Source organism: Micromonospora sp. L31, from assembly GCF_052068075.1.
Taxonomy (GTDB): domain Bacteria; phylum Actinomycetota; class Actinomycetes; order Mycobacteriales; family Micromonosporaceae; genus Micromonospora; species Micromonospora purpureochromogenes.
The window spans coordinates 1-5,097 of record NZ_JBQHDC010000024.1; the positions used below are offsets into that span (position 1 = coordinate 1).

At 57.6% G+C, this 5,097-nt stretch carries 3 rRNA genes; all 3 read right to left on the reverse strand.

Annotation, left to right across the window (positions count from 1 at the left end):
• Positions 1-2: 2 nt before the first annotated feature.
• A 5S ribosomal RNA gene (rrf, locus tag ACTMS9_RS30535) occupies positions 3-119 on the reverse strand.
• An 87-nt stretch (positions 120-206) separates the two neighbouring features.
• A 23S ribosomal RNA gene (locus ACTMS9_RS30540) occupies positions 207-3,317 on the reverse strand.
• A 107-nt stretch (positions 3,318-3,424) separates the two neighbouring features.
• Positions 3,425-4,941 (reverse strand): 16S ribosomal RNA (locus tag ACTMS9_RS30545).
• Together the 16S, 23S and 5S rRNA genes form the textbook arrangement of a ribosomal RNA operon.
• Positions 4,942-5,097: the final 156 nt, after the last annotated feature.

Genomic DNA, 5,097 nt, shown 5'->3' on the forward strand with positions numbered 1-5,097 from the left:
TTGTCCGGCGGTGTCCTACTCTCCCACACCCTCCCGAGTGCAGTACCATCGGCGCTGGAGGGCTTAGCTTCCGGGTTCGGAATGTTACCGGGCGTTTCCCCTCCGCCATGACCGCCGTAACTCTATCGACATGTCAAACAACTCGACCAGCAGTGCTGGGTGTTGTTCGTTTGTCGGGAGTTGCACAGTGGACGCGTAGCAGCTTTGTAGTCAAGTCCTCGGCCTATTAGTACCGGTCAACTGAACCCGTTACCGGGCTTACATTTCCGGCCTATCAACCCAGTCGTCTAGCTGGGGGCCTTACCCATCCAAAGGATGGTGGGATACCTCATCTTGAAGCGAGCTTCCCGCTTAGATGCTTTCAGCGGTTATCCCTTCCGAACGTAGCTAACCAGCCGTGCCCCTGGCGGGACAACTGGCACACCAGAGGTTCGTCCGTCCCGGTCCTCTCGTACTAGGGACAGCCCTTCTCAAGTATCCTACGCGCACGGCGGATAGGGACCGAACTGTCTCACGACGTTCTAAACCCAGCTCGCGTACCGCTTTAATGGGCGAACAGCCCAACCCTTGGGACCTGCTACAGCCCCAGGATGCGACGAGCCGACATCGAGGTGCCAAACCATCCCGTCGATATGGACTCTTGGGGAAGATCAGCCTGTTATCCCCGGGGTACCTTTTATCCGTTGAGCGACACCGCTTCCACTCGCAAGTGCCGGATCACTAGTCCCGACTTTCGTCCCTGCTCGACCTGTCAGTCTCACAGTCAAGCTCCCTTGTGTACTTGCACTCAACACCTGATTGCCAACCAGGCTGAGGGAACCTTTGGGCGCCTCCGTTACCCTTTAGGAGGCAACCGCCCCAGTTAAACTACCCACCAGACACTGTCCCTGAACCGGATAACGGTCCGAAGTTAGATACCCAAATCAACCAGAGTGGTATTTCAAGATTGCCTCCACCCATACTGGCGTATGGACTTCACCGGCTCCCACCTATCCTACACAAGCTAATTCGGATACCAATGTCAAGCTATAGTAAAGGTCCCGGGGTCTTTCCGTCCTGCCGCGCGTAACGAGCATCTTTACTCGTAATGCAATTTCGCCGGGCCTGTGGTTGAGACAGTGGGGAAGTCGTTACGCCATTCGTGCAGGTCGGAACTTACCCGACAAGGAATTTCGCTACCTTAGGATGGTTATAGTTACCACCGCCGTTTACTGGCGCTTAAGTTCTCCGCTTCGCCCCGAAGAGCTAACAGGTCCCCTTAACGTTCCAGCACCGGGCAGGCGTCAGTCCATATACATCGAATTACTTCTTCGCATGGACCTGTGTTTTTAGTAAACAGTCGCTTCCCCCTGCTCTCTGCGGCCATACAACGCTCCACCCGCGTGGGGCTTCACGTCTCCGGCCCCCCTTCTCCCTAAGTTACGGGGGCAATTTGCCGAGTTCCTTAACCACAGTTCGCCCGATCGCCTCGGTATTCTCTACCTGACCACCTGTGTCGGTTTGGGGTACGGGCCGCTAAGAACTCGCTAGAGGCTTTTCTCGGCAGCATAGGATCACTGACTTCACCTGAATCGGCTCGGCATCACGTCTCAGCCTATGTGCACCACGGATTTGCCTATGGTGCGGCCTACACGCTTACCCCGGCACAACCACCGGCCGGGCTCAGCTACCTTCCTGCGTCACCCCATCGCTTGACTACTACCCACCAGGTTCCCACGCTCCCCGACAGCGACCCGAAGGTCACCACCGGTTCGGGTGGTTAGCACAGCGAGGTTCGTCAGGGTCGCTCTTTCGCGGGTACGGGAATATCAACCCGTTGTCCATCGACTACGCCTCTCGGCCTCGCCTTAGGTCCCGACTCACCCAGGGCGGATTAGCCTGGCCCTGGAACCCTTGGTCATCCGGCGGAAGGGTTTCTCACCCTTCTTTCGCTACTCATGCCTGCATTCTCACTCGTGCCGCGTCCACAACTGGGTCACCCCGCTGCTTCACCCGCGGCACGACGCTCCCCTACCCATCCACACACCTGCACAAGGAATCAAGTCCAAGCGAGGTTGAAATGTGAATGCCACAGCTTCGGCGGTGTGCTTGAGCCCCGCTACATTGTCGGCGCGGAACCACTTGACCAGTGAGCTATTACGCACTCTTTAAAGGGTGGCTGCTTCTAAGCCAACCTCCTGGTTGTCTATGCGACCCCACATCCTTTTCCACTTAGCACACGCTTAGGGGCCTTAGCTGGTGATCTGGGCTGTTTCCCTCTCGACTACGAAGCTTATCCCCCGCAGTCTCACTGCCGCGCTCTCACTTACCGGCATTCGGAGTTTGGCTGATTTCGGTAAGCTTGTGGGCCCCCTAGACCATCCAGTGCTCTACCTCCGGCAAGAAACACGCGACGCTGCACCTAAATGCATTTCGGGGAGAACCAGCTATCACGGAGTTTGATTGGCCTTTCACCCCTAACCACAGGTCATCCCCCAACTTTTCAACGTTGGTGGGTTCGGCCCTCCACGCGGTCTTACCCGCGCTTCAGCCTGCCCATGGCTAGATCACTCCGCTTCGGGTCTAGAGCATGCGACTGAATCGCCCTATTCAGACTCGCTTTCGCTACGGCTCCCCCACACGGGTTAACCTCGCCACATGCCACTAACTCGCAGGCTCATTCTTCAAAAGGCACGCCGTCACCCCGTAAGGCTCCGACGGATTGTAGGCGAACGGTTTCAGGTACTATTTCACTCCCCTCCCGGGGTACTTTTCACCATTCCCTCACGGTACTCGTCCGCTATCGGTCACCAGGAAGTATTTAGGCTTACCAGGTGGTCCTGGCAGATTCACGGCAGATTTCAGGGGTCCGCCGCTACTCGGGAACACCCACAGAAGGTCAGCAACTTTCACCTACCGGACTTTCACCGTCTACGGTCAGCCATTCCAGACTGTTCGACTAGCCACTGACTTTGTAACTCCTCGAACAAGTGTCAGCTTGTTCAGCGGGGTCCCACAACCCCGACCACGCAACCCCTGACAGGTATCACACGCAGCCGGTTTAGCCTCAATCCGCTTTCGCTCGCCACTACTCACGGAATCACTAATTTGTTTTCTCTTCCTACGGGTACTGAGATGTTTCACTTCCCCGCGTTCCCTCCATACACCCTATGTGTTCAGGTGCAGGTGACACCACATGACTGGTGCCGGGTTTCCCCATTCGGACACCCTGGGATCACAGCTTGGTTGACAGCTCCCCCAGGCCTATCGCGGCCTCCCACGTCCTTCATCGGCTCCTGGTGCCAAGGCATTCACCGTTCGCCCTTGACAACTTGACCACAAAGATGCTCGCGTCCACTGTGCAATTCTCAACAAACGACCAACCCACAACCCGATCCGCCCCACACCAGCCCGACTGTCCGCCGGCGGTATGGGTGCTCCTTAGAAAGGAGGTGATCCAGCCGCACCTTCCGGTACGGCTACCTTGTTACGACTTCGTCCCAATCGCCAGCCCCACCTTCGACGGCTCCCTCCCACAAGGGGTTGGGCCACCGGCTTCGGGTGTTGCCGACTTTCGTGACGTGACGGGCGGTGTGTACAAGGCCCGGGAACGTATTCACCGCAGCGTTGCTGATCTGCGATTACTAGCGACTCCGACTTCACGGGGTCGAGTTGCAGACCCCGATCCGAACTGAGACCGGCTTTTTGGGATTCGCTCCACCTCACGGTATCGCAGCCCATTGTACCGGCCATTGTAGCATGCGTGAAGCCCTGGACATAAGGGGCATGATGACTTGACGTCATCCCCACCTTCCTCCGAGTTGACCCCGGCAGTCTTCGATGAGTCCCCGCCATAACGCGCTGGCAACATCGAACGAGGGTTGCGCTCGTTGCGGGACTTAACCCAACATCTCACGACACGAGCTGACGACAGCCATGCACCACCTGTGACCGCCCCCGAAGGACCTCACATCTCTGTGAGTTTTGCGGCCATGTCAAACCCAGGTAAGGTTCTTCGCGTTGCATCGAATTAATCCGCATGCTCCGCCGCTTGTGCGGGCCCCCGTCAATTCCTTTGAGTTTTAGCCTTGCGGCCGTACTCCCCAGGCGGGGCGCTTAATGCGTTAGCTGCGGCACAGGGAACCGGAGAGGCCCCCCACACCTAGCGCCCAACGTTTACAGCGTGGACTACCAGGGTATCTAATCCTGTTCGCTCCCCACGCTTTCGCTCCTCAGCGTCAGTATCGGCCCAGAGACCCGCCTTCGCCACCGGTGTTCCTCCTGATATCTGCGCATTTCACCGCTACACCAGGAATTCCAGTCTCCCCTACCGAACTCTAGCCTGCCCGTATCGACCGCAGGCTTGGGGTTGAGCCCCAAGTTTTCACGGTCGACGCGACAAGCCGCCTACGAGCTCTTTACGCCCAATAAATCCGGACAACGCTCGCGCCCTACGTCTTACCGCGGCTGCTGGCACGTAGTTGGCCGGCGCTTCTTCTGCAGGTACCGTCACTTACGCTTCGTCCCTGCTGAAAGAGGTTTACAACCCGAAGGCCGTCATCCCTCACGCGGCGTCGCTGCATCAGGCTTCCGCCCATTGTGCAATATTCCCCACTGCTGCCTCCCGTAGGAGTCTGGGCCGTGTCTCAGTCCCAGTGTGGCCGGTCGCCCTCTCAGGCCGGCTACCCGTCGTCGCCTTGGTAGGCCATCACCCCACCAACAAGCTGATAGGCCGCGAGCCCATCCCAGGCCGAAAAACTTTCCACCAAGCCCCATGCGGGGCCAGGTCATATTCGGTATTAGCCCCCGTTTCCGAGGGTTATCCCAAAGCCTAGGGCAGGTTGCTCACGTGTTACTCACCCGTTCGCCGCTCGAGTACCCCGAAGGGCCTTTCCGCTCGACTTGCATGTGTTAAGCACGCCGCCAGCGTTCGTCCTGAGCCAGGATCAAACTCTCCAACAAAAACTTGTCGAAAAACTGTCCTGACAACAAAAGTGTTGCCAAAGGAATCCCAACCAACAGCACTCCCGAAGAAGAACTGCCAGTCCGGGGTATAAATCATAATTGGCACTGGCTTTTCAAGCACCCTGTTGAGTTCTCAAAGAACAACCACACACC